The 26,450-nt window shown below is 33.3% G+C and carries 23 protein-coding genes and 1 pseudogene; 13 read left to right on the plus strand and 11 right to left on the minus strand.

Translation table 11 applies throughout. The features are described 5' to 3' along the window. Positions 1-45: 45 nt before the first annotated feature. Positions 46-3,009 (minus strand): tetratricopeptide repeat protein, encoded by a 2,964-nt coding sequence (locus OH814_RS06640; protein WP_308827614.1) that lies wholly within the window; start codon positions 3,007-3,009, stop codon positions 46-48. Positions 3,010-3,261: 252 nt separating this feature from the next. Between OH814_RS06640 and OH814_RS06645 the strand changes: the two genes are divergently transcribed. The 4 genes from OH814_RS06645 (at position 3,262) to OH814_RS06660 (ending at position 6,667) form a co-directional block, all read left to right on the plus strand. Continuing rightward, entirely contained in the window at positions 3,262-4,935 is a 1,674-nt protein-coding gene (locus OH814_RS06645; RefSeq protein ID WP_308827615.1) for an amino acid permease, read from the plus strand. Positions 4,936-5,064: 129 nt separating this feature from the next. Continuing rightward, positions 5,065-5,550 carry a hypothetical protein gene (locus tag OH814_RS06650; RefSeq protein WP_308827616.1) on the plus strand — a complete coding sequence of 162 codons (486 nt, stop codon included), beginning with the start codon at positions 5,065-5,067 and terminating at the stop codon, positions 5,548-5,550. A gap of 299 nt (positions 5,551-5,849) precedes the next feature. Further along, positions 5,850-6,194 (plus strand): DUF962 domain-containing protein, encoded by a 345-nt coding sequence (locus OH814_RS06655; RefSeq protein ID WP_076559176.1) that lies wholly within the window; start codon positions 5,850-5,852, stop codon positions 6,192-6,194. Positions 6,195-6,319: 125 nt separating this feature from the next. Continuing rightward, on the plus strand, positions 6,320-6,667 hold the full coding sequence (locus tag OH814_RS06660) for a DUF4377 domain-containing protein (protein ID WP_308827617.1): 348 nt from the start codon (positions 6,320-6,322) through the stop codon (positions 6,665-6,667). A gap of 56 nt (positions 6,668-6,723) precedes the next feature. On the opposite strand, the gene OH814_RS06665 is transcribed toward OH814_RS06660, so the two are convergent. Continuing rightward, entirely contained in the window at positions 6,724-7,662 is a 939-nt protein-coding gene (locus tag OH814_RS06665) for an SPFH domain-containing protein (RefSeq protein WP_308827618.1), read from the minus strand. Between the two features lie 73 nt (positions 7,663-7,735). After that, positions 7,736-9,091, minus strand: a complete 1,356-nt coding sequence (locus OH814_RS06670; protein WP_308827697.1) for a deoxyguanosinetriphosphate triphosphohydrolase — start codon at positions 9,089-9,091, stop codon at positions 7,736-7,738. A gap of 70 nt (positions 9,092-9,161) precedes the next feature. Between OH814_RS06670 and OH814_RS06675 the strand changes: the two genes are divergently transcribed. The 7 genes from OH814_RS06675 to OH814_RS06705 all read left to right on the plus strand — a co-directional run bounded on the left by OH814_RS06675 (position 9,162) and on the right by OH814_RS06705 (position 14,454). After that, complete coding sequence (locus OH814_RS06675) at positions 9,162-9,893, plus strand: DNA-formamidopyrimidine glycosylase family protein (RefSeq protein WP_308827619.1); 732 nt, start codon at positions 9,162-9,164, stop codon at positions 9,891-9,893. A gap of 58 nt (positions 9,894-9,951) precedes the next feature. Continuing rightward, the gene (locus OH814_RS06680; protein ID WP_308827620.1) at positions 9,952-10,578 is read left to right on the plus strand and encodes a class I SAM-dependent methyltransferase; all 627 of its coding nucleotides are present in this window, start codon (positions 9,952-9,954) and stop codon (positions 10,576-10,578) included. Between the two features lie 844 nt (positions 10,579-11,422). Further along, positions 11,423-11,926 (plus strand): MepB family protein, encoded by a 504-nt coding sequence (locus tag OH814_RS06685; protein WP_308827621.1) that lies wholly within the window; start codon positions 11,423-11,425, stop codon positions 11,924-11,926. Positions 11,927-12,110: 184 nt separating this feature from the next. Further along, complete coding sequence (locus tag OH814_RS06690; RefSeq protein ID WP_308827622.1) at positions 12,111-12,830, plus strand: ATP-binding protein; 720 nt, start codon at positions 12,111-12,113, stop codon at positions 12,828-12,830. 125 nt (positions 12,831-12,955) lie between these two features. After that, positions 12,956-13,213 (plus strand): hypothetical protein, encoded by a 258-nt coding sequence (locus OH814_RS06695; RefSeq protein ID WP_123885439.1) that lies wholly within the window; start codon positions 12,956-12,958, stop codon positions 13,211-13,213. Then, the gene (locus tag OH814_RS06700) at positions 13,206-13,553 is read left to right on the plus strand and encodes a hypothetical protein (RefSeq protein WP_123885440.1); all 348 of its coding nucleotides are present in this window, start codon (positions 13,206-13,208) and stop codon (positions 13,551-13,553) included. Before OH814_RS06695 ends, OH814_RS06700 begins: the two co-directional genes overlap by 8 nt. Before the next feature lie 115 nt (positions 13,554-13,668). Next, positions 13,669-14,454, plus strand: coding sequence for a GLPGLI family protein (locus OH814_RS06705; RefSeq protein ID WP_308827623.1), 786 nt, complete (start codon positions 13,669-13,671; stop codon positions 14,452-14,454). Positions 14,455-15,075: 621 nt separating this feature from the next. Here OH814_RS06705 and dnaN read toward each other — a convergent pair. Continuing rightward, positions 15,076-16,206: a DNA polymerase III subunit beta gene (gene dnaN, locus OH814_RS06710; protein WP_076559420.1), complete on the minus strand. Its 1,131-nt coding sequence runs from the start codon at positions 16,204-16,206 to the stop codon at positions 15,076-15,078. Positions 16,207-16,322: 116 nt separating this feature from the next. On the opposite strand from dnaN, the gene OH814_RS06715 reads away from it, so the two are divergent. Next, the gene (locus tag OH814_RS06715; protein WP_308827624.1) at positions 16,323-16,676 is read left to right on the plus strand and encodes a diacylglycerol kinase family protein; all 354 of its coding nucleotides are present in this window, start codon (positions 16,323-16,325) and stop codon (positions 16,674-16,676) included. A gap of 14 nt (positions 16,677-16,690) precedes the next feature. Here the strand turns inward: OH814_RS06715 and OH814_RS06720 are convergent, their stop codons facing one another. From OH814_RS06720 to OH814_RS06730, 3 genes are read right to left on the minus strand one after another with little or no spacing between them, the layout of a single operon-like run. After that, positions 16,691-17,098 (minus strand): barstar family protein, encoded by a 408-nt coding sequence (locus OH814_RS06720; protein WP_201134786.1) that lies wholly within the window; start codon positions 17,096-17,098, stop codon positions 16,691-16,693. Between the two features lie 15 nt (positions 17,099-17,113). After that, positions 17,114-17,836 carry a hypothetical protein gene (locus OH814_RS06725; protein ID WP_308827625.1) on the minus strand — a complete coding sequence of 241 codons (723 nt, stop codon included), beginning with the start codon at positions 17,834-17,836 and terminating at the stop codon, positions 17,114-17,116. Then, positions 17,833-18,630: a DUF4097 family beta strand repeat-containing protein gene (locus tag OH814_RS06730; protein ID WP_308827626.1), complete on the minus strand. Its 798-nt coding sequence runs from the start codon at positions 18,628-18,630 to the stop codon at positions 17,833-17,835. Before OH814_RS06730 ends, OH814_RS06725 begins: the two co-directional genes overlap by 4 nt. Positions 18,631-18,935: 305 nt before the next feature. Here OH814_RS06730 and OH814_RS20630 point away from each other — a divergent pair. Next, positions 18,936-19,040, plus strand: a pseudogene (locus OH814_RS20630) (hypothetical protein); the annotation flags it as partial. Between the two features lie 559 nt (positions 19,041-19,599). Here the strand turns inward: OH814_RS20630 and OH814_RS20635 are convergent. The 4 genes from OH814_RS20635 to purB all read right to left on the minus strand — a co-directional run bounded on the left by OH814_RS20635 (position 19,600) and on the right by purB (position 26,388). Next, complete coding sequence (locus OH814_RS20635; protein ID WP_374990562.1) at positions 19,600-20,082, minus strand: RNA polymerase sigma factor; 483 nt, start codon at positions 20,080-20,082, stop codon at positions 19,600-19,602. Between the two features lie 303 nt (positions 20,083-20,385). Next, on the minus strand, positions 20,386-24,084 hold the full coding sequence (locus OH814_RS06740; RefSeq protein ID WP_308827628.1) for a phosphoribosylformylglycinamidine synthase: 3,699 nt from the start codon (positions 24,082-24,084) through the stop codon (positions 20,386-20,388). A gap of 239 nt (positions 24,085-24,323) precedes the next feature. After that, positions 24,324-24,791 carry a transposase gene (locus OH814_RS06745; protein ID WP_308827629.1) on the minus strand — a complete coding sequence of 156 codons (468 nt, stop codon included), beginning with the start codon at positions 24,789-24,791 and terminating at the stop codon, positions 24,324-24,326. A 169-nt stretch (positions 24,792-24,960) separates the two neighbouring features. After that, a complete protein-coding gene (gene purB / locus OH814_RS06750) occupies positions 24,961-26,388 on the minus strand; it encodes an adenylosuccinate lyase (RefSeq protein WP_066678116.1) in 1,428 nt (475 codons plus the stop codon). Between the last annotated feature and the right edge of the window lie 62 nt (positions 26,389-26,450).

Below are 26,450 nucleotides of genomic sequence, written 5' to 3' on the forward strand. Positions count from 1 at the left end.
TGATCAAATTGCATGAATAAATTTTACATGAATACGACAGTACATTTATTTCTTAATTTGTTTTTTTACTTCCTTCGCTTCTGCAACAATTTCAGGGAAATCTGCATAGTTTGAGATAATCTGGTCGCAAGTATAACTTGCTTGATAATTATCTTTCAGTCCGATATAATTTTTCGCCATCAATACCAATGCTTTCGCACCCCAATAGTCTTCTGATGCGTAATTATTAGCAATTTTAAAGATCGTTTCGTTAGAAGATTTATAAGCTTTCGCTTTGTTTTGATAAAATGCTTTTGCATAGAAAGCTTCAGCCGCAACTTCAGTGTTTGAAGATTTTTCAAGAGCTGTATAGGCTGCTTGTGCATCTTTATCTTTTCCTGAATTCATCAGACTTCTCGCCTTGATCACTTTTGCAGTTTCAATTACCGCTGCAGAGTTTTTGTTATTGGCGATTACGGCATCGGCTAATTTTTCAGCTTGTGAGAAATCTTTTTCTTCCGCATACATCTTCATCAACTCAACATTCGCGTAATTTTTAACGTTAATATTTGAAGAGTTTCTGATGTTTTCTAAGTATTTTTTAGCCTCAGCAGAATTTCCTTGTGCAATGTAAATTTGAGAAACTCGGGTTGCTGCATCGTCCTGATAATCATTCTGAACATTTGCAATTTCCTGTAAAACCAATAATGCTTTTGTAGGATTATTGGTCTGGTAATAACTTTCACCCAACTCGTATTTAGCCTGATAAAGACCTTCTCCTGTTGGATTTTGAGTTAAATATTTCTCGTAATATGAGATTGCATTTTTGTAGTCTTTCTTAGTGAAATACTGTTTACCTGTTGATAAGTTGATTTCATCAATTTCAGAAGCGTCGATATTTACGCCTATATTTCTTGCGAAATCAGCATAACCAGAAACATCCCCATTTTTAGTGAAAACAGGTTTTGCAGCCTGAACAATTTTCTGTGCATACGCTGTGTTTTTGTATTGTTCACCCAAAGATTTTAATTCAGATAATGCTTTATCACTTTGATTTTGATCAATGTAATTCTGTGCTCTGTAAATTGAAGCATTCGCTATTAAATCTTTATCTGAAGAAGATTTAATTACTTTTCCAAAAAAATCATTTGAATTGGTAAAATCATTTTGAGCGGCGTAAGCAACACCAATTTCGTATTGTGCATCATCAATATATTCGGAAGCAGGATATTTTGAAATCAATGATTTTAGGTTGCTGATTTTTGCAGCCTGATCATCTTTAAACCCTAAAGCCAAAGCTTTTTGGTATAAAGTATAGTCTGTTGCATCTTCATTTTTATCGTAAATCGCGATCGCCTGATCCAAATCATTGTTAGCATAATTAATATCTGCTAAACGAAGTTCTGCATCATTCTTAAACTCAGGTTTCGGATTTTTTAAATATTGTGTAAAATATTGTTCCGCCTGATCAAATTTTTTAGATTTAAAATAAGCATATCCCAAATCGTAAGAAAGCTGTTGTTTTTCAGGGAAAGTTTCGTTAGCCAATTTTTCGTAACGCACAATTGCTGAAGGATAATTACCTTTCTGATAATATACCTGACCGAGCCAATACAAAGCTCTGCTGTGAAATTCTTTATTTAAATCGAATTCTAAACTTCTGAGGAAATATTTTTCAGCTTCGTCAAAATTACCTTTATTGAATTCTTCCGTTCCCAAAAGGTAAGAGACTTCCTGATCTACTTTATCGGTTTCAGGAGTTGAATTTGGCAATTTATCAATCGCATTCAACGTTTCTTTAAAGTTCCCGGAATACAGATAAGATTTCACCAAAAGGGATCTCATTTCTGCCGTTTTTGCATCATTATTATTAATGGTAATATAATCCTGAATAACCGTTGTAGGGCTTTCAAAAGGGTTACCTATGTCGTAACTTAATTTTGCGTACTGTTCATGTGCAAGTTTTTTTACACTTTTATCATAATCCATCTGATAAGACGAACGGAATGCCGAAAGTGCTTCCTGCTTTTTCTCAACAGCTAAATAAGCATTCCCCAATTGATAATAAGCATTCTGAGCCAGAGCCGAATTACTGTTCAGCAATTGGTTGTAATAAGAAACCGCTTCATCATACTTTTTAAGCTGAGCCGCTACAAATCCCATTTCGTACAAATCGTTTTCAGAAGGGTTTTGCTGAACACTTAAATAATCTTTCAAGTGTGGATAAGCAGAGTTGTAATCATTTTTCATGAAATAAGATTCACCAATGATTTTATGTACTTCTGCTTTATAAGAATCTGAAATATCTTCATTCAACAAAGCATTTCCTTCCGAAATAGCTTTATCATAATCTTTATCGTTGTAATACATCTGCACATAATACGGACGCACTAATTTTGAATATTTAGGCTGATCTTTTACAGAATCAAAATACTGAAACGCCTGATCATTCTGTCTCTTTGAATAATACAAATGTCCCAACATATAAGCGATATCGCCTTTCTGAGATTCATCAGCAGTTTTGTGAGCCTCTTCCAGTGCATCAATCGCACCTTTAGAATCGCCCATCATAAATTTAGCATATCCCAATTTCAGAATATACTGTGTATTTTCTTCCTTGGTCAATTGATATTGATTGACTTTCTTTAAGGTTTTTAAAGCTTCCTCAAAATCTTTTTTAGCTAAATAATAATCTGCCAAAGGTAAATTAGCCTGTGCAAAATAGGCTGAATTAGGATATTCTTTCATGAAAGCCGTCAATCCGTCTTCTGCATGATTTTTCTGAAGAATAACTCCTATTACATTATCAAAAAACTGGGCAGCTTCTTTTTTCGACTGTTCAAGATTCTGATTGTAGAAATACTGTCTTGCATATTCGTATTGAGAAGCATTGTATATTTTGGTCTGATAAAGATTCTGAGCCAGATTAAACCTATAGTTTTCCTTCTGGGTAAAGTATTGAGACTGTTGCGCTTCCGAAACTCCGAAATAGAAAACAGCAGCCGCTAAAAGTATTTTTTTTGATTTCATTAATATCAAATTTAAAAATGGGTAAGCCTTCAAAAATAAGACCAAATGTTTTAATTTTGAGATAAGATTTTATCCACAAATTATCAACGAAAATATCGAAAAGATATTGTATAAACAAGTCTTTTTACATAATGTTAGTATGTGGATTATTTTTTAATATTTATTAACTTTTGAAGAAGAAATATTAAGAAAATATTAATTATTTCACAGAAATAATTACATTTGTTTTTTTCAACTTTATATAAACATTGAATGAATCAACTTTTCAAAAGGAAAACCTATTCAGAGACAGACACATCGACAAATCTTTTAAGAGTTCTGGGAACTTGGGACATTGTATTTTTTGGTATTGCAGCTATTATTGGAGCAGGAAGCTTCAGTAGTTTAGGCGAAGCCGTTTTCAGAGGCGGTCCCGGTGTGATTATTCTCTATTTGATTTGTGGTTTTGCCTGCGGTTTTACTGCTTTATGCTACGCTGAATTTGCGAGTAGAATTCCTACAGCGGGTTCTGCTTACACCTATGCTTACGCCAGTTTTGGTGAATTGATTGCATGGGTAATTGGCTGGGCTTTGATTATGGAATATTCTTTCGGAAATATCTATGTTGCTTTCTCATGGTCTGATTATTTTACCAGTTTTCTAGAGCGACTCGGCATGCATATTCCAGATTATCTCACTTGCAGCTATACTGAAGCCAAAAAAGCTTTTACAAATGGTTCTGAAAACAAAGAATTGATCAATGCTTGGACAAATGCACCATTATTAGGAAGTTTAAAATTTATCGTAGATATTCCAGCATTGGTTATTAACGGATTAATTACCTGGCTTTGTTATCGTGGCGTGAAAGAAAGCAAGAACTTCAACAATTCTTTAGTTATCTTAAAGCTTGCCGTTATTGTGTTGGTTATTTTAGTCGGCTTTTCATACATCAATACCGAAAACTGGACTCCCGTAAGTCTGGAAACCGGAACTTCTTCTTTTATGCCGAATGGTTTTGCCGGAGTAATGAGTGCCGTTTCAGGAGTTTTCTTTGCATATATTGGATTTGACGCATTGAGCGTACTTTCTGAAGAAACAAAAGATCCGCAGAAAACCTTACCCAAAGGGATGATTATTTCTCTTGTCCTTTGTACCGTTATTTATATTGCCCTGACTTTAGTGTTAACGGGAATGGTAGATTATAGAAAATTTGACGGTATCGGCGATCCGCTTTCGTTTATATTTGAAAAAACAAATGCCAATGTTGCATGGATGGAGCTTACCGTTTCTTTCGTAGCAATTGTAGCAATTACTACCGTATTATTGGTTTTCCAGATGGGACAGCCTAGAATCTGGTACGCGATGAGCCGTGACGGATTGATGCCTAAAAAATTTCAGGATGTGCACCCAAAATATAAAACTCCATCCTTTGCAACGATCGTTACCGGTATTGTGGTGGGAGTTCCTATCATTTTTACCGACAAAAGTTTCATATTAGATTTTACAAGTATCGGAACTATTTTCGCCTTTGTATTGGTTTGTGCAGGAGTTTTAATGCTTGCACCAAAAGAAAAAATTAAAGGTAGATTTCACCTTCCTTATATTAATGGGAAAATTATTTTCCCTGTTATTTTCATTGGTTCATTGGTGGGATTCCATTATTTCCAGCCGGACTTTTTTGATCATTTAATGGAATGGTCTGATCCTAAAGAAGGCGAATTCAAAGCTTCGATTTTCTTTTTCATCTTGATCAATCTTGGGCTTTGTGTTTTAACATTTATTAAAGATTTGTCACTAATTCCATTGATTGGTTTAAGCTCTTGCTTATATCTTCTTACAGGAATGAGCCATGAAAACTGGTTTTATTTCGGAATATGGTTCGCTATCGGTTTAGTAATATATTTCTGTTACGGATATCAGAATAGCAAATTGAGAAATACCAATTAAAAGATGAAATATCTTTTTTGTCTGCTATGTTTAATCATTATCGGATGCAACAAATCTAAAGTTGAATCGGACAATGATGTAATTTCAGAGAAGTTATAAATAAATAAGATTCCTTACAAAGAATTTTTAATGTCGATTAATAAAAAGACTGCGGAAGAAAAGAAAAGTTATCTGTTTAAGTTTATCAACTATGACGTTCCCAATTACTGGATGGGTACGCCTTGGTCATTCAACGGAACATCGAGAGAACCCCAGAAAAGCACGATTGCCTGCGGATATTTTGTAACCAATACGCTTACTGATTTCGGTTTTGATATCAACAGAACATATTTAGCACAGCAAGCTTCATCGGTAATGATCAAAAAGCTTTGTAAAAACATTAAATATTTTTCTAGCAGAGAAGATTTAGAGAAATATATTTTAAGTGAAAATAAAAATCAGGTTTATATTGTTGGTCTAGATTTTCACACCGGTTTTATTACAAGAGATAATAAAGACACCTATTTTATTCATTCTAATTATATCAAAAATAAAGGTGTCGTAAAAGAATTAACGCAAGCATCGCAAGCTCTTAACGCTTCTAAAACTTTTATGATTGGAACTTTAAATTACTGAAATTTTAGTAAATCATATTAATTTTCAACGCAAAAGGTACTCAAAAATTTTTATTGTTTTTTGAATCATTACAGTAATTAAGTTTTACGGACAATATCATTTTGATTTATTGAAATTCAGCAAGGTGAGCCATCAAACATACTTCTTAAATCAATTTATTGGTTCTTAATCATTCTTAAACCTTTAATTTTCTTAATGTTTAAAAATGTAATGTAAATAATCAAATTACTCTTTTTTAACACAGTACTATTTGGCGAAATTATTGCTAACGTTCTTTAAGAACTTTAAACTATCAAGCCATGTCTGAAAGAATAAAAACATACGACGAATTCTATGAGTTTTACCTTGGCGAACATAAAAAACTCGGAACAAGGATTTTTCATTTTCTTGGAATCTTATGTGTATTTATCGTCATAGGATTTGTATTATATACCGGTAAAGAACGATTTCTTTGGTATATTCCAATTTTCGGATATGGTTTTGCATGGCTGAGTCATGCTTTTATTGAAAGAAACAAACCAGCCACTTTCAAATATCCGCTTTGGTCTTTATTGTCTGATTTTAAACTATTTTTTGAGCTTTTAATAGGGAAACAAAAATTTAATGGAAATAATTCTGACTTAACAAAAGGTGAGAAGTATTAAATATTTAATGATATAATTTTAAAGTCTAATCTTATGAAGCCTATTAATTTACTTCTATATCTTGTATCTATTTAGAAATTTCTTCGGCATCAAACTTGCAATGCAACCTCAAAATATATGAACTTATGAAAAATGTAACTCTCTTTCTAAAAGGAACTTTTACAATATTATCTTTTTTAATCTTATCGCAATGTAAACCGATGCCAAACTCGACATCAGGCAATGAAAAAACATTTATTGTAGGTCCCGAAACAGCAGATTGTACAGGAGTAGCACCTATGAAATGTCTTCAGGTAAAAGAAAAAGAATCTGACAGTTGGGAGAATTTCTACACCAACATTGAGGGTTTCACTTACGAACCGGGATATGAATATATTTTAAAAGTGAAAACAGAGAAAATTGAAAACCCGCCAATGGATGGTTCCTCAATCAAATATACTCTAGTAAAACAGGTTTCTAAAACCAAGAAATAACAAAAAATCCCTTTCAATTACTTTTTGAAAGGGATTTGTATTTTAGAATGCTTATTCTATTCCTGATGTCCTCTATTTTGAGTAGGATTAGGCATTTGAGGTTTAGAATATTCCTCCATTTTTTGAGTTGCCGCCATAGAGACTACCAGATCATTCAACATAGTACTCGCTGCTGTAGGAGAATTGGGCAGTAAAACCAAATTACTTCTATTATTAGCACCAATAGAATTCAAAGTATCATAATGCTGTGTAACCACGATTAATGCAGAAGCTTCCTGCGCATTGATATTGGCTGCATTCAGCATTTTCACAGATTCTTCCAGACCTTTTGCGATTTCTCTTCTTTGGTCTGCAATCCCTTGTCCCTGAAGTTTTTTAGATTCTGCTTCAGCTTTTGCTACAGCAACAATTCTTATTCTTTGTGCTTCAGATTCGTATTCTGCAGCGGTTTTTTCACGTTCCGCAGCGTTGATTCTGTTCATAGCATGTTTTACCTGTTCATCCGGATCAATATCAGTTACCAAAGCTTTGATAATATCATATCCATAACTCTGCATCGCTTCCTGTAATTCACTTTTTACAGCAATTGCAATATCATCTTTTCTTACGAAAACATCATCTAATTTCGTTTTCGGAACTTCTGCTCTTACTACATCAAATACATAAGAAGTGATCTGATTTTCAGGATTTTCCAAACGATAATATGCATCTTTTACATTTTCTCTGATTACCTGATACTGCACAGAAACTTTCATTTTGATAAAAACATTATCTAAAGTTTTAGTATCAATAATAACATCAAGCTGCTGAATTCTAAGATTCAGACGTTTTGAGATCTGATCCAAAAAAGGAATCTTCAAATGTAAACCAGCATGGCTAACTTTCAAAAACTTCCCTAATCTTTCTACAACAGCCGCAGACTCCTGTTTTACCGTAAAGAAAGAGGCAAATAATGTGACCAGTCCAAAAAAGACCAAAATACCCAAATACACCATATAGTTTTTATTTTAATAATTAGTTGATAAGATACAATATTCCACAGTATAAATCAAATTAAAATGAGTAATTCTACATCGTCATTCCGATATCAATACCTTTTATTTTTCGGTAAAGATCTGTTGCATAATTATCGGTCATTCCAGAAACAAAATCAATGACACCAAGAACTTTCTGGTAATCACTTCCTTCTTCGTAAATAAACTGTTTCGGAATTAGTTTTAAAGCTTTTGTATCATAAGATTTAATTTTATCTTCAGACTTTAAAATTGACGGAATAAAATGATCAAGCAATTCGTACATTACGTTGTAGCCAGCATTTTCAATCTCCACAACTGCTTTATGATTGTATATTTTCTCTACCGAAAAGCTTTCAATATCCTGTAAAGCCTTATTTTCACTTTTATAAATATCAAGCAATGCTTTGTCAAGGTTTCCTTCAAGGATTTTATCAAAATTTTGCTTGTACATTGAGATCGATTTATTAATCAAAGCATTAATAACTTTTGCTCTTAAATACGAAATTTTTTCGTTGTCATTTCCGATAGAATCAAGCTTTCTTTTTACTCTGTCAACATCATCAGTTTCTGATTTTACCAGCTCAAAAAACAAGTTTGTACAATCCGCCGTTGAAACAATGCCCAATCTGTGTGCATCTTCCATATCGATAATATTGTAGCAAATATCATCAGCGGCTTCTACCAACCAAACGAAAGGATGTCTTTTGAAAATATAAGGTTCTTCGCTTTCTGAGATTAAGTTTGTGCCTCTTGCTATTTCAAGAAAAATCTCTTTTTCATTCTGAAAAAAACCGAATTTCTTTCTGTGTATAATTCCTTTTTTCTTGGCAATTGCTTCACAAGGGTATTTTGCAATGCTCGCCAAAGTGGCAAACGTCAACTGAGTTCCACCGGCATCTTTCCCGTTTTGCTGTTGTGCTAAAACCCGAATCGCATTGGCATTTCCTTCGAAATTGACCAGATCAGCCCATTCTTTTTCGTTGAATTTAGGTTTAAGATCATTTTCATTTCGGTCAAAATAACTGGCAATTGCATCTTCTCCCGAATGTCCGAAAGCAGGATTTCCCACATCATGACAAAGACATGCTGCAGCAATTACATTTCCTAAATTATGATTATAAAAATTCTTTGATTCTTCTGTAAGGTCACTTTTATAATGCTCCGCAATAAACTCACCGATCACACTTCCCAAACTTCTTCCCACAGAAGAAACTTCTAAAGAGTGCGTCAATCTATTGTGTACAAAAACACTTCCCGGGAGCGGGAAAACCTGTGTTTTATTTTGTAGTCTTCTGAAAGCTGAAGAGAAAATAATACGATCAAAATCTCTCTGAAAATCTGTTCTTGAAGCAATTGTATTTGGATTGTTTCCGGTACGTTGACTGGTAAAAATCTGGTTCAAATTCATCATTTTCCAAAATTAATTCAATTTTTACTTTTAAAGGAATAATATTTGAACTTTTGTTGAAAACTATACGATGCCTGAAGGTCCTACTATTGTTCTGATGAAAGAAGATCTGCAAAAATTTGTGGGTGAAAAAGTAATAGATGTTGACGGAAGCGAAATTCCAAAAGAATCCGAAGTAAAAGGAGAAATTTTAAGAGAAATAAAAACTTTCGGAAAACAGACATACTTGATTTTCGATAAAATTATATTTAAAATTCATCTGATGATGTTTGGCTCTTACAGTTTATATGAAAGGAAAGATATTGATACCCTAAAACTTGGGTTAAAATTTAAAGATGGCGGAATGTACTTTTATACTTGTATAGTAAAAATTGTGGATGAAAGCTATTTAAATAAAATCAATTGGGAAGCTGATATAATGAGCAGAAAATTGGATCCCGAAAAAACCGAAAAAACTTTGCTTGACAATCCTAAAATGATGATTTGTGATGCTTTGATGAATCAGGATATTTTCTCAGGTGTCGGAAATATTATTAAAAATGAAGCTTTATTCAGAGCCAGAATTCATCCCGAAAGCCTAATTAGCAAATTACCATCAAAGAAACTGAAAGAAATTATTGAAGAAGCCAGAAACTACAGTTTCGATTTTAAAAGGTGGAAGAAAGCTAATGTTCTGAGCAAAAATTTTCAGATTTATCATCAGAAAAACTGTCCGATATGTGGCGCTGAAGTCATTAAAAAAGATACCGGAAAAAGTAAACGAACCAGCTTTTTCTGTGAGAATGACCAGAAATTGTATTAAAAGTCATGTTTTTAAGAGCTAGAAATTTTCTAACTTTATAGAACATTAATCTCTTGAAATGACCGACACTAAATGGCTTGACCGATGGAACGAAAGATATAGCAATGACGAATTTGCCTACGGAACCCAACCCAACAACTACCTAAAAGATCAACTTCAAAAACTGGAAACAGGCTCTATTCTTTTTCCAGCAGAAGGTGAAGGAAGAAATGCCGTTTTTGCTGCTCAGCTCGGATGGGAGGTTTACGCATTTGATATCAGCGCTGAAGGAAAAAACAAGGCTTTGCAGTTGGCAGAAATCAATAATGTAAGGATAGATTATCATGTTGGGGAATTGCAAACACTGAATTTTCGAAAAGAGCAGTTTGATGCAATTGCATTGATCTATGCACATTTTCCCGCAAATTTGAAATCTTCAATCCATAAACTACTAGATACCTATTTACGTAAAGAAGGTTATATTATTTTTGAAGCTTTCAGTAAAAAACATCTTGACTTTATATTAAAAGATGAAAAAGTTGGCGGTCCAAAAGATATAGAATCTTTATTTTCTATTGAAGAAATCAAAGCAGATTTCCCAGATTACGATATTATAGAACTATCAGAAACTGAAATAGAACTTAAGGAAGGTCTTTTTCATAACGGAACGGGCTCCGTCATTCGATTTTTGGGAAAGAAAAAATAATATAGTTTTTAATCAGACCAACCGACCACAAAGATTATTTAATCTTATTTTTTAGAAGTTTGGTGAAGACACTACCATTCATCATGTCAATTTTTGGTATTAATCTTCAGCATAAATACAATTTTAGACTGCATCAAATCAATTGCTTTCTAATCGGGAACTCCTTTTGACCGAAATTCTAACGGAACGTAAATCAAAGTCAAACACTACTTTACATATTTTCGCAAAAAATCTCATTGATTCCTATCTGCTGAAGTTTCACATTCTATTAACATAGAAACTCCTCTATCCTACTCATACAATTACAACGAAATAAAAAAAATTGATGGACAATTGATCATCAGTAAAGACGATTTTAACAATTGCTATGCATCACTTCCTATTCACTTGATATTGTCAATATGAAAATAAGAAATACAGAAACATTAATAAATTGATAATTTTTTAATTATAATACAATTTAAAAACAACTAAATTTAACGCAAATTTAATAATCAAGAAACCTTAAAAATTTAAAAATCACATCCACAGATACATAAAACCCTGATAAACATCATAACAATTCAATTTGGCACATCATTTGAAAGTCGTAATATTGCATTATAAAATTCGCAATAAAAAATAAATAAATTAAAAATTTAAAAATTATGATCGCTTACATTGGTATCGCAACATGTGCAATTCTTGTTACTTCTTATTTTGTAACTGCTAGAAGAGAAGGGAACTAGTTTTAATTAAAACATTCCTCTATTTAACAAATTTCAATTAATATTTTTTTATGTTTACAGTTTAAAACTGTCGCTCTTCTACTCAACCGGAGTAGAAGAGCCGAAAACATAAAACTATGATTGCACCACTCGAGAAACTTCAAGAATTACTATTTTCTAATCTCAGTCTGGTCATTTCCAATTTACATCAGGAGCAGGAATGCAAAGAATATTTCGGATGTAATTTTCAACTCAACTCCTTTCAGATTAAATTCAGAAAAGCCAAAGTAACACCGACAAAAATTGGTCAGTTTGTCACTTTATGGAAAAGAAATTCTATTTCTAAAGAAACAGAGCCTTTTACTTCTGAAGATCCTTCAAACTTTTACTTAATCTTAACTGAAACATCCGAAAATTTCGGGTTTTTCCTTTTTACAAAAGATAGTTTGATTAAAAATCAAATTCTCAGATCATATTCCAAAGATGGAAAAAGGGGTTTCAGAGTTTATCCGAATTGGGATATTACACAAAACAAACAGGCAACGAAAACTCAACATTGGCAGAGTCAGTTTTTTATAGATTTTGCAGATGAGAATTATGTCGACAAGTTTGAATCTATTTTAAAATCTAAAACTCAGTAAAAATTACAATTTCTCTAGCAGATTTTTCGGATTGAGCAGATTTAAAATGCTTTAAAATAAATCTCGCCTAATTTGCAAGATTTTAAGTAAATAAAAAGAAGAAATTGTTTTTCAAATACATTTAAACTGGCTTGAAAATTCTAAATCAATTATCTTTGCAGCTTACTATTAATGTTCAAGAAATATGAATCTGTACAATCTCATTATTCAAGATAAGGAAGCTGTAACGCTGGATGAAGTTTATCTTGAACCTCAAAATCAGCAACAATTTGTACAGCTCATCAAAGAACACACTTACATCAAAGAACTTCAGGAATACGGACTTCCCGTCAATAATAAAATACTTCTGGAAGGAAGCTCAGGCTGCGGAAAAACAATGACTGCAAAAGCAATCGCCAATGCTTTAGGAAAGAGTATTATTATTTTAAATCTAAGCAACATTGTTTCATCAAGAATTGGGGAAACTTCTCAAAACATCAAAATGATCTTCGATAAGGCTGCGAGAGAAAGATCGGTCCTTTTTCTGGACGAACTCGACCAAATCGGAAAAGCCCGTGGAAGCGATGATAAAGATGTTGGCGAAATGAGAAGACTCGTTAATACTTTGATTCAACTGATTGATTATTATCCCGAAAATGCACTTTTATTGTGCGCTACCAATCATGCAGAAATTATTGATACCGCCATTATCAGACGTTTTCAGTTAAAGATCAATTACACGATGCCTTCAAAAGGTTTTCTTGATGAATATTACGACCATCTTTTATCTCAGTTTCCTGAAGACTTAAGAAATATTGAAAGAAAGTATGAAATTTCGTTTGCAGAAGCGAAGGATTATACTTTTACGGTGGTGAAAGGAAATTTGATTGAGAAGCTGGAAGCCAAAAATTCAATACTTCTATAAGATTGAGATAAAGATTTTTCTTTTTATGTTGATTTAAAATTGTCCTGAACTAGATAATTATATTACTTTAGCGTAATTAGTTTGGATTGACGCAATGCGTGAAGCCAAATGTTATAGCCAATTTTATGAAAGACACACTTAACGACTTCAAAGTAACAGACAGACAAACTTTCATTAAGTATCTTGAATTATTACGCAACAACTTTTTGGACAATCCTGAAAGTTGGAAAAATAAAACTTTACCTGACTTTTTAGAGGCGTTTAGTTCATATACAGAAGACATTCAAGGTTATTACGACAATATGAAACTAAACGTAAATGCGGACAAACCAGATTGGTCAACATTTGCTGACATTTTAAAAGGAGCGACAATCTATGAATAAGCAATTGACAAAAATTAATTTTCAGCTGTGGCTGGAGTTTGAAGAAGTTGACCCGAATGACTGGGATATTGAAAATGAATTTTGTAACATTCGTGTAGACTTGGAAGACGGACGACATTATGGAATTAATGTTTGGACTTATAAGTTTTTTCAAACAGCAATTGACGAAGATAAGAAAACAGGACAAAACTTAAGCGGGCTTTATCAAAAACCACCTGACTTGTTTGTAAAGGAATTGACAAGAGATTGTATTCAACAAACCATTGAAGACTTACTCAAAATTGACGATTTAGAAAAGGTTTTGAACCCAAGTATTTATGACAAACGAAATCAGAAATAAAAAAAAATGGCAATAACATCGGCTTGGCAATATCGGACTGAAGTGCTTCTATGAAACATTTGTGCTAAAAATCCCCTCCTCGTTAACAGAAATTTTAAACAAACACTCATCACAAATGAAATACATATTAATCTTTCTTGGAATTTCATCATTTTGCTTCTCGCAAAAAATAAGTTTTATTTACGAAACAAAATACAAATTGAATTCAGAAAAACAGGATGAGGTTTATTCCGAGAATATGATCTTGGATCTAAAAAATAATATTTCAATTTTTAGAGATTCACTAGACAAAAAAAACGATTCAATAAAGTTGAATAATGGAAACGGAAGGTATAATATGGGTGTTGAAAACAAACTCTATGTCAAAAAGAATCTTGCTCAAAAAAGAATTGAAAAAGTAATTACTTATCTGGGAACAGATTATCTTCTTCCAGTCGAGGAAATATTAAATTGGAATATTACTTCCGAACAGAAACTCATTGGAAAATATAAATCTCAAAAAGCAGAAACAAATTATGGAGGAAGAAACTGGATTGCTTGGTTTACTTCAGAATTACCTTTCAGTGATGGTCCATATATTTTCAATGGTTTACCCGGATTGATTGTTTCTATTCAAGATTCAAACAATGAATATTCATTTAATTTGATAGAAGTCAAAAAAGGCGGGAGTATTTTTGACGCAAGAAAAAAAACAGTAAAAATTGATTGGAAAAAATATGAAGCACTTGCCAAATCATATTTTAATGATCCATTTGATATAAATTCAAAAGGTTGGAAAACAGCTACATTTACCGATCCGAAAGGTAATACAGTGGATATTTCTGTAAAAAATAAAGAAATACAGAATAGTATTTTGCTAAAAAATAATCCTATTGAGTTAAATCATAAAATAAACTATTGAGAAAAATTCTGCTAAAATTGTATTGTCAAAATGCGGGGTTTAGTGATTCAGAAAAAAAATATCAGTACAATATTTTGGTAATATTCTTGATAAACTCGTTGTTGAAACTCACAAGTCTGCAGCATGGGTTTCAAAATTCCAGACGAAGAGCAAAATTGGGATTTTAGGCTAGATCTAATTTCATATAAAAAAAACCAACAACCAAAAATTTCCAAGAATACACTTCCATGCACGCATCAACTTCTTCGGATTAAGCTTCAATGATTCAGTTTAAACAATCAAAAACTTCGTTAGGCTGTTGAAGTTGTAAGAATAGAGAATAAACCATTACGAAGGGACAACCAACCATTTCGAAGAGCCGTTCAACCATTTCGAAGAGCCAATCAACCACTTCGAAGAGGCAATCAAGCGTTTCGTAGAGGCGTTCAATCACTCCGAAGAGGCAATCAAGTACAATCTATTGCATTTCAACACCTTACAGCCTTCTCCAATAATTAACACAATTATTTTTTTGGTGTTTTTTAAGACTAAATCAGTTTTTAAATACAAAAATACCGCATAATAAAACAAAAAAAAGGATTTCAAAAATTTGAAATCCTTTTTACTTATATTTTTTTAATCTTACAATCCGATTACAGGCATTGAAAGCATTAAGATATTTTCGTTTTCTTCAAGTCCGTCAAGCGGCTCGATAATTCCCGGTCTGTTTGGCTGAGACATTTTCATTGTAATATCGTCTGCTCCTAAAATACCCAACATTTCTGTTAAGAATTTAGAACTGAAACCAATATTGATATCTTCACCGTTATAATCACAAGGAATCTGCATATCTGCTTTGTTCGCATATTCTGTATCTTCTGCGTGAAGGTGAAGAATATTTGCAGATAATTTGAATCTCACCTGATTGGTTGATTTATTAGACATGATCGACGCTCTTTTAATTGCACCCAATAAAAGGTTTCTGTTGATCGTCAAAACATTTGGGTTCTCTTTAGGAATTACCGCTGTATAGTTAGGATATTTCCCATCGATTAGTCTACAGATCCAAATATGTTTACCAAAAGTAAATTTGGCCATATTCTCGTTGAAGTCGATTGTGATATCTTCGTTTGAGCTTGCTAAAATATTTTTGAAAATATTCAAAGGTTTTTTAGGCATGATAAATTCCATTGGCTCGGCATTCATCAAATCTGTTCTTTTGTACACCACCAATCTGTGAGAATCTGTAGAAACAAAATTAGTTTCGTTTTCTCCAAACTGGAACAAAACTCCCGTCATTACCGGACGAAGAGAATCGTTACTTGTTGCAAAAAGGGTGTTGGTTAACGCTTCAGACAAAACTCCTGCAGGCATTGTGATACTTTGGGAAGCATCAAATTCCGGAATTTCAGGATAATCGTCTGCATTATCTAATGCTACAGCAAAATTATCTTTTTCATCTAAAATTTCAAGCAAACTTCCTGTACCTTCAGCGTTATCTTTTACCGCTAAAGTAAGAGGCTGCTCGCCATACGTTTTAATAAAATCTTGAAAAATCTTAGCTGGAACCGCAAATCTACCAGAATCATCAGACTTCACTTCCAAAGAAGTAATAAGCGTTGTTTCGCCATCAGATGCAGTAATGGTAACGTTGTTTTCGTTTAGTTCAAAAAGATAGTTTTCTAAAATCGGTCTCGACTGAGAACTTGATATTACGCCACTTACAGTTTGCAAAGCCTTCTGCAGTTCACCACTTGAAATAATAAATTTCATAGATTTAAAAATAAGTTTCCACAAATATAACAAATAGAAAACAGATAGAAAAGAATAATCCTGAGAGTTATTAACAACCATCAAAATAAATTTATCTTTGTGAAAAATCAAAAGCTATGCGCAAACCTCCGATTCATAAAAGTTTTCTGAATGCTTTTCGAGGTATTTTTTTCATGTTTAGATCTGAAAGAAATTTTCAGCTGGAAGTTATTGCTTTACTGATCAACATTTTTTTGATTTTTTATCTGAAACTTTCAACAATAGATACTGTTTTAGTTTTAATAGTTTCCTTTGGAGTTTTATCGGCTGAGATTTTCAACACTGCAATCGAGAAAATCTGTGATATCATGCAACCTGAATTTGATAAAAGAATTGGTTTTATTAAAGATATTTCTGCGGGAGCCGTTACTTTAATGGCTGTTGCTTCGGTTATTGTTGGAATTTTGGTGTATTGGAAATATATTTTTTAATTAAACCGTAAAGATTACTCTAAAATCAGCGTAATATTCTTGTGCGATTCTATAATTTCAATTAAAATATCAAAAAGAGTTTGTCCGTTTCCCTCAATCAATGCATCCAATCTTTCCTGAATTAATTTCACATTAAAAGGCTTTCCTTGTCTTATTTTATTTTCATAGAATTCTTTAGTTAAATCGAAACCTAAATCTTCCTTTGATTTTTGAGATTCCTTCCAAACGATTTCTAATTCTTCATTGTTTTCAAATACACCAAAACCACCGTAAAGTATATCATCAAAACCATCCAAAGTTCCCACTTTCCAATCTGTATCTTTCATAAAAACAGTAGAAATTTCTTCGTAGAAACCTTCTAAATCTGAAAAATGACCGCCATTGATGACAGTCATTTTTTTATGATGAATTTTGTTTTTCATTTTTAATTATGGATATTATTTTCTCAGATAAATATTCCCGTATTTAGACTCCAAAATATATTGCGGTCCGTTTCCAAATGTTGTCGTAACTAAAGTACGAAAATCATCGGAATCTTTTCCTGTGAATTTGGCATCCAAATTAGAATAAATTTGTCCAAAATGGGTTTCTGCAGAAAGCTTCCCAACATTTCTATCCAAAATCGTGGCATCAATTCCACCGTATATCGCATTCACATTGATTGTTCCACCAAAATCTTTCACTTCAACCAAACCATATTGAGATTCTATTTGTGTGGTTAAAGATTTCGGAACTTTTATTTCCAACTGAATATCGATATCAACACCGTTAGTCATTGAACTAAACGTTACATTGTTTTCTTTACAATATTTTTGATATTCTTCACGGCTTTTAAAAATCAATTTCTGACTTCCCTTTTGAACCGTGATACGATGCGGAATATTTTTCATTTCAGACATTTTGCCTTCAATAACGAGAGAATTACCGTCTTTCGATTCTTTTATCTGAAAAGCATTATTATTTTCATTCTCATTAATGTTAACCGTTCCCAAAATTTGAACTTCAGATTTATCCCAAGTACTGATTTTAATCAATTGCGGATAATCAAATTTCAATGATAATTTTTGACTTTTATCGGTAGGAAAACTTTTATTAATGGCTGTTTGCGCTGCAGTAAGACCCAAAACGAAACTCGCTGCAAGAATTAACAGCGCTCTCATTTTGCTCTTAAATAAATTTTACTGTAATCGGAACGCACTTCGATATTGGTACCGCCTCCATTCACTTTTCCAATCAATTCATCGCCTTGACTTGCTAAACCCTGTTTCTTTTCAATATCAATTTTAAGATCCGGAGACATATAAATTTCGCCGTAAGAAGTTGTGGTTTTAAGATTAGCTTTTACCGATTTAGGAAGTGTAACATCAGCAAATCCGTAAACAGAAATAATCGACAAAGGGCCTTTTACGTTTTGTTTAAATACCGCTTCCACATCTCCATAAATAGATTTTACGACAGCAGGGCCGGTAATATTTTCCAGTTTAATACTATTGTAGGTTGCAGAGACTTCAATTTCGTTCTGCATATTTCTGAAGACGACTTTTCCGCCGTATTGCGATTGATGTTTAAAGGAAACAATAACATTTTCGGGCACCAATATTTTGATCTCGGGAAAAGAAATCTTTTTTAACGGATTAACTTCCAATATGCCATCTTTTTCGTTGACATTTATCCCAAGTCCTGTGTTATCTACAAGCCCCAAAGCATTAATCGACTGAAGTCCTTCTGCACGTTTATCCACTTCAGGAACTTCACCTTCCAGCGAAAAAACAATTTCGTTTCCATTATAACCTTCAACCGTTACTTTTCCAAGATTGATGAGAAGTTTACCATTATTCTTTTTAACCTTAAATGTTTTAGAGTTTTCTTTTACAGAATTGGTTTGCTCGATGTTTTCCTGTGCATGGAAAGAAACTGTCATCATGGCAAACATGATTAAATATATCTTTTTCATATGTAGATTTTTATTGTTTTTTAATTGTCCTATGTTATCGCTATACCTTCACACGTGTTTTTGTTTCCTAATAATGGCGATTTCATAATGTTTAATTTGTTAAATAATTTATTGATTTTTATATAAAAGCTTTTAATATTGCATTAAAACAGCATAGGCTTCATCTTTCACGAAAGCCGCTGTAGTAGGATTTAGAGTAAGTTCCCTCAACTTCGCACTTACTTCACTATTTAATTTGGATGGATTTTTCTGAGCTAAAATGGCAATAAGTTCTTTTTGCACAAACGGATCGTCCTGATTAAGAAAAATTAAATATTCCGCCAGGCACGGTAAGAAGTTATTATCACCGTGCTAAAAAGAAAATTTTTGAAAAACTAACTCAAAAATGTCAAAATGAAAGATTCGCTTAAAAAATATATTGAAGATCATCGTGAAGAATTCGATACGCTCAAAGTTCCAGAAGATACGTTTGACAAAATAATGTCAAAACTGAACGAGCCTGCTATTTCAGAAAAAACAATTCCGTTGTTTACTTGGAAAAAGTGGATTGCAGCTGCTTCTATAGTTATTATTTTCAGTGTTGGAAGCTTTGCTTTATGGAACCAAAAAGAAAATAAAAAATCGACTATTGTCATTCAGGAAAAAACTAAAACTGAAGATGAAAATTTAGTTGAAATTATAAAGCCCAAAAATGAATTGCAAACTGCAAAAATAATGACGACAAAGCAGAAAAATAGCTCCGATGTTTTTGAGAAGAATAATTTAAATCATTCAAAAAGTATAGCAGAAACGAAAAATTTAGTTCAGAATAATAACTCAGCAAACGAATATGGTCTTGAGAATGCTAAAGCTTTAGAATTAATGGCTGATGAATATTCTGCAAGCTCAAGATTGGAAGGTATTTCTCTGATAAACAATTTTTCGCCTTCAGATGAAAAAATGATTGCTATTTTATCTGAAAAAGCACTTTCAGACGAAAATACAAATGTACGATTGGCAGCAGTTGAAGCTTTGTCTGCACACATTGAAAATACAACTGTCAGAGATCATATCCGTCAATTCTTTTGCAATTTCCTCCTGTGGCATATTTTCAAACAGAAAAAGATTAACAATCGTTCTGATCTGTAAAGGAAGTTCTGCAATAACATTTTGAAGTTCTTCTATCCTGAATTCTAAATCCAGCTTTTCTTCAAGTTCATCATCCTTTGTATCCAACATTTTATCATCTTCAATTTCCGCAAAATATATTTTCTTTTTCCGTAAAAAATTGAGTGCATGATTGATCGCAATCCGTTTAACCCAACCTCCAAAACTATCGGTATTTTTCAAGGATTTTATTTCTGAAAATGCTTTGACAAAAACCTCTTGAAGTATATCTTCCGCTTCTTCCCTATCATTAACAAGACGAAAAATAGAGTTGAAAGCAGCTTTAGAATACCGTTGATAAAGCACAGAATATCCGGAATTATTGCCAGAACCGCATAGCTCCAACAATTCCTTGTCACTGATATTTACTGCTGTTGTTTTCAAAAATTGGTTCCGGTTTATTCTTTCTACTTAATAGACGCAATCACATCGTTAATGTTGCAATTTATTTTAAATTTTTGCACAAAAAAAATGACTGCCATTGTTGACAGTCATTTTTCATTTATTATTAATTGCTTTTTTATTATTCCTAACACCAAACCTAACCTTTTTTTGAATCCTTTAGATTTTAGTTCGAAATCCAAAAGCTAATCGCCAGACACTTAAAGCCTACTTGAAATATTCAACTCCGTTTTTAAAGATATTGTGATAATTCGCAGTTGGAATATTTTTCATCAATCCTTCTGCAAAACGTTCAGGGTGACCCATTCTACCGTAGATTTTTCCACACGGACTCGTAATTCCTTCAATTCCAAACAATGAATTATTTGGATTGAACGGCATTCCGTGAGCGATGTTTCCATCTAAATCTAAATATTGAGTGGCAATCTGTCCATTTTCATACAACTTCTGAATTTCTTCTTCTGAAGCCATAAAACGACCTTCACCGTGAGAAATCGGAATGGTGAAAACCTGATCTTTCATTCCTTTCAACCAAGGCGATTCATCATTCAGAACTTTAACGTTAACCATTTGAGAAATGTGTCTTCTGATTGCATTATGAGCCAACGTCGGAGAATTTTCATCTAAGTCTTTAATTCTTCCGTAAGGCAACAATCCTGACTTAACTAAAGCCTGAAAACCATTACAGATTCCGATGATCATCCCATCTCTGTCAAGCAATTCGTGAACGGCATTTCTCATCTTTTCATTCTTTAAAACATTCACGATAAACTTAGCAGAACCGTCCGGTTCGTCACCCGCAGAAAACCCTCCGGAGAATGCTAAAATTTGTGACTGTTTAATTTCTTCCACCCACGCATCGATACTTTCGTCAAGCAACTGATGATTGATATTTATCAAAGGTAAACTGCTTACCATTGCACCTTCTTTTTGGAATGCATTCAGTGTATCATACTCACAATTTGTTCCCGGGAAAACTGGCGCAAAAACTCTTGGTTGAGCAATACTGTGTTTTTTGATAATGATATTTCTTGGGTTGATTGAGTTCAGTTTGGAATCTAATTCAACCACTATTTTTTCTTTTTCAACCGTTGAGAAAAGATTTTCAAAAGTTTTCGTATTGGCTTCAAGTAATTTTTCGATTTTAAAATCCAAATTACTGATTTTCAAAATATTTGAATTTTTAACTTCACCAATTAATTGAAGTTCAACAGAACTTAATTCTTCCGTAGATTCGATGATTAAACTTCCGATATTTTTAGCTAATAAAACACTCTCGTCAGCAACATTTATTTCAGCTCCCAATCTGTTTCCGAAACTCATTTTTGCTAAAGCAATTGCAACTCCACCTTCTTTAATTGTCTTCACAGAAACAATTTTTCCAGCTTTGATATTTTCGAAAATAAGCTCGTAAACATCTTTCAATTTATCATAGTTTGGAAGTCCGTTTTCCTGTGGAATATGATTGAAGAAATACAGTTTATTTCCTGCCTGTTTAAATTCCGGAGAGATGATATTTTTCTTTTCTCCATTAGCGCAAGCGAATGAAATCAACGTTGGCGGAACATTCAAATCCTGATACGTTCCACTCATAGAATCTTTCCCTCCGATTGCTGCTAAACCGAAATTGATTTGAGCATCATAAGCTCCTAAAAGAGACGCTAATGGTTTTCCCCACTTTTCTGGATTTTGTCCTAATTTCTCAAAATATTCCTGAAAACTGAATCTGATATTTTTATAATCGCCACCCATCGCAACGATTTTTGCAACACTTTCAACCACTGCATAAGAAGCTCCCAACAATGAGTTTTGCTTTGAAATTTCAGCATCAAATCCCCAACTCGCCAAAGAAACCGTTTCGATGTCTTTTGCTCCTAAAATCGGCAACGTCTGAACGCTTCCTTCCATCAAAGTCTGCTGATATTTCCCACCTAAAGGCATCGCAACTGTAGTCGCACCAATCGATGAATCGAACATTTCCAACAATCCTTTTTGAGAAGCAACGTTTTTATCTGCTAAGATTTTCAAGAAATTTTCTTCGTTAAAAACCTGTCCTTCTTCTTTTATTTCATTAAGATGTGTAATCTTAACTTCCTGACTTTTAGAACAACCGTTTGTATCCAAAAACTCTCTTGAAAGGTCTACAATTTTATCGCCTTTCCAGAACATCTGCATTCTTCCTGAATCTGTCACTTTTGCAACTTCAACAGCCACAATGTTTTCAGCTTCACAGAACTTGATAAACTGTTCTTTATCTTTTGGTTCAACCACAACTGCCATTCTTTCCTGAGATTCAGAAATAGCCAATTCGGTTCCGTTCAAACCTTCATATTTTAATGGTAAAACATCCAAGTTAACTTCCAAAGAATCAGCAATTTCGCCGATTGCAACAGAAACTCCACCCGCTCCGAAATCATTAGATTTTTTAATTAATCTCGTCACTTCAGGATTTCTGAATAATCTCTGAATTTTACGCTCTTCAACCGCATTTCCTTTCTGAACTTCAGAACTCATCGTATGGATAGAAGTTTCGTCTTGTTCTTTAGAACTTCCACTTGCTCCACCAACACCATCACGACCCGTTGCACCACCTAAAATGATGATAGAATCGCCAGCTTCAGGCTTTTCACGTCTTACCCAATCCACAGGAACTGCTCCGGCAACGAAACCAACTTCCATTCTTTTCGCTTTGTAGCCTTCGTCGTAGATTTCAGAAACCATTGTAGTTGCCAAACCGATTTGGTTACCGTAAGAAGAATACCCGTTTGCAGCTTGTTTTGTGATTATTTTTTGAGGCAATTTACCCGGTAAAGTTTTATCAACCGGTTCTAAAACATCTGCAGCACCCGTTAATCTCATCGCCTGGAAAACGAAAGAACGTCCAGACAGAGGGTCTCTAATCGCGCCACCTAAACACGTTGAAGCACCTCCGAAAGGTTCAATTTCTGTCGGGTGATTGTGTGTTTCATTTTTAAATAATAAATACCAAGGTTCTTTTTTACCGTCGTATTCAGCTTCGATCTGGATGGTACAAGCGTTGATTTCGTCTGAAACCACCAAGTTATCAAGCTTTCCGGTTTTACTAAAATATCTTCCGCAAACGGTCGCCAAATCCATTAAAGAGATTGGTTTCAATTCACGTCCTAAGAATTTTCTTTTTTCGATATAGTCATTGAAAATAGTTTCCAATGTATGTTTAAACTGTCCTTCAAATTCAATATTTGACAACTCTGTTTCAAACGTTGTATGACGACAGTGGTCACTCCAATATGTATCTAAAACTTTCAGTTCCGTTTCTGTAGGATTTCTTTGTTCAGTTTTAAAATATTCCTGAATGAATTTCAAATCATCCAAACCTAAAGCAAAACCGTGATTGTTAAAGAATTCCTCAAGCTGGGCATCATCAAAATTGATAAAACCTTCGTGAACAATTACTTTTGACGGCGTTTCTTCCGCAGGAATATTTAAAGTTGATAAATCTTTCTCCTGAGATTCCACTTTATTGATTAAAAGGTCTTTGATTTTAACTAAATCGGATTCAGAAACTCCTTCGAATTCGATCAGTTTACCGCTTCTTACTTTAGACTTCTCATTTTCAGTCAGTAAAGCAATACACTGTTGCGCAGAATCAGCACGCTGATCGTATTGTCCCGGTAAAAATTCTAATGCGAAATAAATTCCCTGTGCAGGGTTTTCTTCGATTAAAATATCAGTAACCGGATCTACGAAAGTGCTGTTTACCACTTTTTCGAATTCACCATCGTTTAATCCAAAAATATCGTAAACGTTATACACTTTTACGCTTTGGATAGACGGAACCACCGCTTTTACTTCATCAAAAATTTTTGGACTTTCTACATCGAAAATTCCTCTTTTTTCTACGAAAATTCTTTTGTTATTAGACATTAGATGCCAGATATTTATTAGATTATTTTTATTCTGTAAGGCAAATCAATTAGAATTTGCTATCATATTTTAATAGCATTCCTACGGAATGCAAATTTTACTTGTTAATCTGCTTCTACACAGATTTCATTCCTATGGAATGTTTTATTTTTCAATTTTTTCAAAGTCGATTCCGTAGGAATCGTATCTGTGTAGAAATAGTTGCTGGATTTTGGGGCATTCCGTAGGAATGCAATCTCTTAATCATCATAAAATTCAAACAAATATTCATTTTTAAACTCTATTTCAAAAGCATTCAGCATCTCTAGATATTCTTCCTTGAAACTTTTCTTGGAATGATGTTTTTCTTGGTTCAAAACATAATTTACAACTTTATCTTTTTGACTTTTCGCATATGAAAATGCGCCGTAACCTTCTTGCCAATAAAATTTCCCTAAACACAATCTTTTTTCATTGATAAAGTTAGTAGATTCTATCTTTACTGTTTTTATCAATTCAGGAATTGTAATTTGCAAATTTTTATAACTGAAAAATATATGTAAATGATCCGAATTTGCATAAATAGCCAATACTTTTTGTTTTTTGTTTAAAAATATGCCACAAATGTATTTTTCAATCTCATCCCTAACGTTAGGCTTTATTTTTATATCACGTCCTTTTGTAGCAAAAACTACTTGGATATAAATCTGTGTGTAAGTATTGGGCATATCATTTATTTTTCATCTTTCTTAAAAAGATAGCATTCCTACGGAATGCAGATTGGTTCAATATTATTTGCTACTACACAGATTACATTCCTACGGAATGATGATTATAACACTTTCTATAGAATAATAGATTAAAGTAAAAAATGCAGCCGAAAAGACTGCATATCATTTATACTTTAAGATCAGCCTCCAAACCAATCAGGTCTTTATTGGCATCAATGATCGGCTGAACTTCATTGGCAATGAATTCCTCCGTCTGAATTGGTGCAAACCCGATAAAGTTTTTAGGATCTAAAACTTCTTTTAATTTTGACTTATCAAGCTTTAATGAATCGTCATTTAAGATTCTTTCGATCAAATCGTTTTCTTTACCTTCTTCTTTCACTTTTTTAGAAGCTTCCATCGAATGAACTCTGATCACTTCGTGAATTTCCTGACGATCACCACCAGCTTTTACCTCTTCCATGATGATGTATTCTGTCGCCATGAAAGGAAGTTCTTCCATAATATGCTTGTTGATTCTGTTCGGATATACCACGATTCCGTTCATGATGTTGTTCCAAATCAATAGAATCGCATCAACCGCCAAAAACGCTTGTGGAATGGTTAATCTCTTGTTCGCAGAATCATCTAAAGTTCTTTCAAACCATTGCGTTGAAGCAACCATCGCAGAACTTGTCGTTAAAGACATTACGTATTTTGCCAATGCACCGATTCTTTCGCTTCTCATTGGATTACGCTTGTAAGCCATTGCAGATGAACCGATTTGGTTTTTCTCGAATGGTTCTTCAATTTCTTTCAAATTCTGAAGAAGACGTAAATCGTTGGTGAATTTATGTGCAGATTGAGCGATATTTCCTAATAAGGCAACCACTTTCGCATCGATTTTTCTGTCGTAAGTCTGTCCGGAAACTCCGAAAACTTTCTCAAAACCGAATCTTTTTGACAATTCTTTATCTAAATGTTTTACTTTAGAATAATCACCGTTGAAAAGCTCAAGGAAACTTGCTGCAGTTCCTGTCGTTCCTTTTACTCCTCTGAATCTTAATGTTTCTAAGAAGAAATCTAATTCTTCGATGTCCAGAACCAAACTTTGCAACCAAAGTGTAGCTCTTTTTCCAACAGTCGTTAACTGAGCAGGCTGGAAATGAGTGAATCCTAGAGTTGGTAAATCTTTATATTGAATAGCAAAATCAGAAAGATTTTTCATTACGTTAACCAACTTTTTCTTTAAAATTAAAAGTCCGTCACGGATTTGAATTAAATCTGTATTATCTCCTACAAACGCCGAAGTTGCTCCTAAGTGAATAATTCCTTTTGCTGAAGGCGCAACGTCACCATAAGCGTGAACGTGAGCCATTACATCATGACGGAATTTTTTCTCGTATTCTGCTGCTTTATCGTAATCGATATTATCAACATTGGCTTTCAACTCAGCAATTTGCTCGTCCGTAATCTCAAGACCTAAGTCTTTTTCGATTTCAGCAAGGGCAATCCAAAGCTTTCTCCAATTCTGGAATTTATTGTTATGAGAAAAGTTAAATAACATTTCTTCACTGGAGTAGCGCTCTTCCAATGGATTTTTGTAGGAATTCATTTCTTTACTTTTACTTTTTAGATATGCAAAAATAAGGATTTTCGTTGAGAGATGAAAATCGT

The organism is Chryseobacterium sp. CFS15, assembly GCF_031118795.1.
Taxonomy (GTDB): domain Bacteria; phylum Bacteroidota; class Bacteroidia; order Flavobacteriales; family Weeksellaceae; genus Chryseobacterium; species Chryseobacterium indoltheticum.

Bases quoted from the DNA above. Each gene is read 5' to 3' on its own strand.
- OH814_RS06640 (WP_308827614.1), bottom strand. From the start codon at position 3,009: ATGAAATCAAAAAAAATACTTTTAGCGGCTGCTGTTTTCTATTTCGGA.
- OH814_RS06645 (WP_308827615.1), top strand. From the start codon at position 3,262: ATGAATCAACTTTTCAAAAGGAAAACCTATTCAGAGACAGACACATCG.
- OH814_RS06650 (WP_308827616.1), top strand. From the start codon at position 5,065: ATGTCGATTAATAAAAAGACTGCGGAAGAAAAGAAAAGTTATCTGTTT.
- OH814_RS06655 (WP_076559176.1), top strand. From the start codon at position 5,850: ATGTCTGAAAGAATAAAAACATACGACGAATTCTATGAGTTTTACCTT.
- OH814_RS06660 (WP_308827617.1), top strand. From the start codon at position 6,320: ATGAAAAATGTAACTCTCTTTCTAAAAGGAACTTTTACAATATTATCT.
- OH814_RS06665 (WP_308827618.1), bottom strand. From the start codon at position 7,662: ATGGTGTATTTGGGTATTTTGGTCTTTTTTGGACTGGTCACATTATTT.
- OH814_RS06670 (WP_308827697.1), bottom strand. From the start codon at position 9,091: ATGAATTTGAACCAGATTTTTACCAGTCAACGTACCGGAAACAATCCA.
- OH814_RS06675 (WP_308827619.1), top strand. From the start codon at position 9,162: ATGCCTGAAGGTCCTACTATTGTTCTGATGAAAGAAGATCTGCAAAAA.
- OH814_RS06680 (WP_308827620.1), top strand. From the start codon at position 9,952: ATGACCGACACTAAATGGCTTGACCGATGGAACGAAAGATATAGCAAT.
- OH814_RS06685 (WP_308827621.1), top strand. From the start codon at position 11,423: ATGATTGCACCACTCGAGAAACTTCAAGAATTACTATTTTCTAATCTC.
- OH814_RS06690 (WP_308827622.1), top strand. From the start codon at position 12,111: ATGAATCTGTACAATCTCATTATTCAAGATAAGGAAGCTGTAACGCTG.
- OH814_RS06695 (WP_123885439.1), top strand. From the start codon at position 12,956: ATGAAAGACACACTTAACGACTTCAAAGTAACAGACAGACAAACTTTC.
- OH814_RS06700 (WP_123885440.1), top strand. From the start codon at position 13,206: ATGAATAAGCAATTGACAAAAATTAATTTTCAGCTGTGGCTGGAGTTT.
- OH814_RS06705 (WP_308827623.1), top strand. From the start codon at position 13,669: ATGAAATACATATTAATCTTTCTTGGAATTTCATCATTTTGCTTCTCG.
- dnaN (WP_076559420.1), bottom strand. From the start codon at position 16,206: ATGAAATTTATTATTTCAAGTGGTGAACTGCAGAAGGCTTTGCAAACT.
- OH814_RS06715 (WP_308827624.1), top strand. From the start codon at position 16,323: ATGCGCAAACCTCCGATTCATAAAAGTTTTCTGAATGCTTTTCGAGGT.
- OH814_RS06720 (WP_201134786.1), bottom strand. From the start codon at position 17,098: ATGAAAAACAAAATTCATCATAAAAAAATGACTGTCATCAATGGCGGT.
- OH814_RS06725 (WP_308827625.1), bottom strand. From the start codon at position 17,836: ATGAGAGCGCTGTTAATTCTTGCAGCGAGTTTCGTTTTGGGTCTTACT.
- OH814_RS06730 (WP_308827626.1), bottom strand. From the start codon at position 18,630: ATGAAAAAGATATATTTAATCATGTTTGCCATGATGACAGTTTCTTTC.
- OH814_RS06740 (WP_308827628.1), bottom strand. From the start codon at position 24,084: ATGTCTAATAACAAAAGAATTTTCGTAGAAAAAAGAGGAATTTTCGAT.
- OH814_RS06745 (WP_308827629.1), bottom strand. From the start codon at position 24,791: ATGCCCAATACTTACACACAGATTTATATCCAAGTAGTTTTTGCTACA.
- purB (WP_066678116.1), bottom strand. From the start codon at position 26,388: ATGAATTCCTACAAAAATCCATTGGAAGAGCGCTACTCCAGTGAAGAA.